The 5,385-nt window shown below is 48.4% G+C and carries 1 protein-coding gene; it reads right to left on the minus strand.

Translation table 11 applies throughout. The annotated features are described in order from the left end of the window. A partial coding sequence (locus AC59IL_RS38720) for a non-ribosomal peptide synthetase (protein WP_496557628.1) occupies nucleotides 1-5,385 on the minus strand: 5,385 nt, incomplete at both ends.

Consider the following 5,385-nt stretch of genomic DNA (forward strand, 5'->3'; position numbering starts at 1 on the left):
CAGCACCATAGCTTACTTCCGTTGCATTGAAGCTTTCCAACTCGCCAATACCCGATTCCGCCAATAGCGACAATTTTTCCAATCGCTGATCCGCATCGCGCACCAGCGATCGTAATAATTGTATATAGTGATCAGCCATCCGGCTGATAGTACCTGCATTATACAAATCTGTGCAATACTCGATAGTACCGGCAATCCCATCGTTTGTATCTGTCAGTGAAAAAACGATATCGAACTTGGACGAAGTCTGCATAAGATGTTCGTTCAACAATTGCAGCCCTTCCAGCGAAATATTGCTATTTTGCCACAGTGATTCATGCTGGAACGTGAACATCACATCGAATAAAGGATGACGGCTTGTATTTCTATCCCTTACGACTGATTCAACGATCTTCTCAAATGGCACATCCTGGTTTGCCTGAGCCTCGAGGATCGTATCCCTGACAGATGCAAGGAAAGTCCTAAAAGGCATGTCACCCCTGACCTCGTTGCGTATGACTAATGTATTTACAAAAAAACCGATCAAACCTTCTACTTCCTGCATCGAACGGTTCGCTACCGGCGTGCCGGTGCAGATATCCGACTGACCGCTGTAGCGGCTCAGCAGTATCTGGAATGAAGCGAACAGCGTCATAAACACAGTCGCCCCTTCCTGCTGTGACAAGGCCTGCAATGTTTCAACAAGTTCGCTGTCGAAATGGAAAGCAAAGGCTGATCCTCTATTGCTTTGCACCGCAGGTCGGATATGATCCGTGGGTAATTGCAGCGGCTCTACACCCGACAGCCGGTCGCGCCAGTGTTGAAGTTTCTGCTCCAATACTTCGCCCTGCAAATACGAACGCTGCCAGATCGAATAATCCGCATATTGCACCGGCAACGGCGGCAATTCAGGCGAACGGCCATTGACACTTGCCTCATATGCGGCGGTGAACTCCCGTACAAGGATGGGCGCCGACCATCCGTCGGAAGCAATATGATGAAGGGTTACAACCAGCAGATGTTCATCTTCGTTCAGACGTACCAGTTGCACACGCACCGGATAATCGGCCGAAAGGTCAAATGGGCTGTTCACCAGGGACAGAATCAGCGCCGGCAAAGGCAAACTGCCCCTATCCACATAGTTCAGCGTCCAGTCATCCCCGGCCATTACCCGTTGATAAGGTTGACCATCCTGCTCACAGATCACCGTGCGTAAAACCTCATGCCGGGCGACCAACCAGCGGAACGCCTGTTCAAGACAGGTAACATTCAACACGCCGCGCAATCGCAGCACAGTAGGTATATGATATTGAACAGAGCCCTCCAGCCTATCGATGAACCATAACCGCTCCTGGCTGAATGACAAGGGGATAATTGCCGGTCTTTCAATGGCCGTAACAGGAGGCGTCACGGGCGCTGCAACCGATTCAGACAATTGCATAGACAACAACTCGATCGTCGGATATTCGAAGATATCTCCGATGGCCACCTCAATGTCAAGCTCTTTGCGAATAGCCGCGGCAAGCCTGATCGCCATCAGGGAATGACCGCCTAACGCAAAGAAATCATCCCCGATGCCTATTTTTTCCAGCCCCAACAACTCTTCCCAGATCGCAATCAATCTGACCTGTAAAATATTTCTGGCGCCTACATAGTGCTCTTTGTTTTCATTGTGAAGATCGAAATCGGCCAGATATCTGACATCTATTTTCCCATTTTCGGTTGTCGGAAGCTCGTCCAGAAGAACAAATTGATATGGCCACATATAGTCAGGCAATGAAGCCCTGACATGGTCCTTTATCGATTGTACAAGTTCAGCATCGGACACCCATTCAGGTAAACACAACTCATGCTCCTGAACTAATCCGGATCCTTTTCCGTTATAATCCCGTACTCCGAATACGTTGTAAAAAAAGCTCTTTTGCCCCATCGAAAGCTCCTGTTCCACAAAGGCGGTAAACCCTTTTTCTTCCAGTAATGAAACGATATTCGTTACCCGGTCGTCGACATCATGAACTTCCAGCACTATATTCCGGATGCGGGTCCAGTCCTTATCAGAAATGCCCTGCAACAGCAACGCTTCCGAGTTCTCGACATCGATCTTCAGCAGATCGATGGTTTCGATGCCTTCCTCCAGTATCACCTGTGACAAAGATTTGGCCGAACATCGGATCCTCATATGATCCGTTTTCATGTTCACCAGAGACGAAATATCATCGGCTTGCAGATTATTCGATTCGTAGTGCTGAATGTAAGATTGAACGGCGCTCCTGATTCCCTCCTCATCACCAACAACACCGGAGACACCGCTGAGTGCCGGATAATAATCGAAATCTATCTCCCCTTCTTTGTCGAGAATGGCCAGATTATGCGCTTTGCCCTTGACCTCATGCAACGCTCTGTTTGCCGAGAGATAACGGAACACCTCCGGCAAAGGCTCAAAAGAATGCACTATGATATCCTTATTCAATAAACGCAGAAAGACTGAAAACAAACCTACATTCGCACCGATGTCGAATACGCAGCTTCCCGCATTCAGGGTAATGCCATGCTTCAGATAACACCTGTTATCGAATATCTCATTATAGAAAACCATGACCTCACCCTCATTCCTGAAGGCAACAGGTAGTCCGTTCGGCAATAGCTTCAATTCAGACTGACCAATGACTCCCGTTCTCATCAAATGATGTGCATTCCAGGGAAGGGGGAGGATACGCTTATCGATACCCACAAATGCCCTGAGCTGTACATCGTCCGTTTCCGATTGACGCAACGCAACCACCTTGGCAATCCCTGCTCCCTTTACCTCGCTAATGCAATGCTCTATTTCACCGGGTTCGATTCTGAACCCTCTTACTTTTAACTGATCATCTACCCTTCCCGCATACTCTATCTCTCCATCGGGTAACCATCTTCCAAGGTCTCCCGACCTGTACATGAAAGAGGTTCCGGTTTTATCGAATATATTGGAAACAAACTTTTCGTGCGTGAGCTCGGGATGGTTGAGATAGCCTGTGGCCACGCCGGCGCCTGCAATACATATCTCCCCTGTAATACCCACCGGCAGAAGATGGCGTTGTTCGTCACAGATATATACCTGCACGCCCTGAATGGGCCCGCCTATAGACACTCTTCCGTCTTTCCGCAAAGGATTTGAAGAGGTGGTAGCACATACTGTAGCCTCGGTTGGTCCATAGGCATTGATTAAACGTACCCCGCTTTGTATCAATTCCCCGGCCAGTGTAACATTCAAAGGCTCGCCTGCAGACACTACCGTTCGTAACGAACCGAGGTTATTTCTGATTGCAAGCTGATAGCTTGGCGGCAGCGTTACCAGCTCAATACGATGATCATTCAACAATCGCCGGAGTGACGAAAGATCCACAATTACATCCCTGGAAGCCAGCACCAGTTTTCCTCCCATTCCCAAAGTGCAGAATATCTCATAGCACGACGCGTCGAAGCTGAATGATGCAAATTGCAAAACAGCAATGCCGGGTCGTAAATCAAGCGTTTCAACCTGACTGTATACCAGGTTTGTAAGGCCTGTATGACCGATTATGACGCCTTTTGGAATACCGGTGGATCCGGAAGTATAGATCACATAAGCCGGCCTGTTTGCAGGATAAATATTTTGCAGCCTGCCCTTTGGCATGGTTGCGATCTGCTGATGATCATCCAGTTCAATGATTGAACTGCTGAAAAGCCCATCCGCTATAGCCCGGCACCTGCGAGTGGTTAATAACACCGGCGAACCGACATCATGTAGTATATGGGAAATTCTCGCAACGGGGTAGGTAGGATCTATGGGCACATAAGCGCCTCCGGCCTTGAGAACAGCCAGCAATCCGACAACCATCTCCACTGACCGTTCCGCACATATCGGAACCAGAACATCTTCCTTTACGCCAAGGTTGCTCAAATAATGCGCCCATTGGTTTGAAAGTTCGTCCAGCTCCTTATAGGAAATTTCCCGCTCCTCAAAAACAAGCGCCGGCGCATCGGGCGAATGCTCCGCCCAACGCTCAAATAATGCTGTGACGGTTTCATGAATGTCACGCACGATCGGCCCGGGATTGAAATCATAGATGATTTGCCGGCGCCCTTCGCCCGTAATCATATCCATATCGTTGATACGCACCTCCTGATCATTCAATACCAATCGTATCAACTGCACATAGTGCGCGATCAATCCCTGCATGGTATCCTTTGAGAATAACCGGCTGTTATACTCTATACTCCCCTGTAACGCTTCTCCCACCTCTACCAGCAGGAAGCTGCATTCAAATCTGGCCTTTGGCTCATGCAGCCATTCCTCTGAAACGGTCAAACCGCCGATGCCCTTTGAAAAAAGGGCTCTATCCATCCCTTTTTGAAATCCGAATATGATCTGGAATAATGGATTTGTGCCCAGGTCCCGTTCTTTTACCACCGCTTCGACTACCTTATCGAAAGGAACATCCTGGTGATCGTATGCCTCAAGGGTAGTTTGTCTTACGCGCTGCAATAGCTCTTTAAAGGTGGGATTACCACTGAGATCATCGCGCAAGACGAGTGTGTTCACAAAAAAGCCGATCAATCCTTCTACTTCTTCCCTTTGTCTGCCGGCAATTGCAGTACCGATGGTTATGTCGGTGACCGCAGTATATTTATATAGCAAAACCTTGAATACAGCCACCAGGGTCATGTATACGGTACAGTCATTGAGATCCGATAAGGTCTTTAAGCTCCTGAATGTTTCAGTATCTATATTGAAAGTCACGGAAGCCCCTTCATTGTCTGCTTCCAGTACTCCGGGATAGTCCGCGGGCAACCTGGTCACAGTAGTGTTCTTCAGCCTGTTCTTCCAATATGCAATTTTAGAAGCGATCGATTGATCGTTTTGGCACATACGCTGCCATATTGCATAATCCGCGTATTGTATCTGCACCGGCGGAAGTGTTGCGATTTTGCCGGTGGCGGCCACCGACTCATACATTTGCAGCAGCTCATTCACCAGAATGATATTCGACCAGCCGTCGCATGCAATATGATGAATAGTCAATATCAGCAAGTGTTCCTTTTCGCCCAGCTTTAGTAGTTGCGCCCGGATTGGATAGTCATTCGACAGATCGAATGGAGCATTTATGAATGAAGTAACCAGTCTTTTCAAGTTCTGACCATCTCTGTCGTATTGTTGTATCTGCTGTAGCTTCCAGTTGTCTGCCGGCAGTATTAGCTGGTATGGCAAGCCATTGTGTTCGCTAATGACGGTCCTTAGTGCCTCATGACGCTCTATGATGGCACGGAATGCTTTTTCAAGATGCAACGGCTGTAAGGTTCCTTCTAACCTCAGTACCGTAGGCAAATGATATGGCACACTTCCCTCCAGCCTATCGATGAACCACAACCGCTCCTGACTGAATG

The sequence above is a fragment of the Niastella sp. sgz303648 genome (assembly GCF_059587045.1).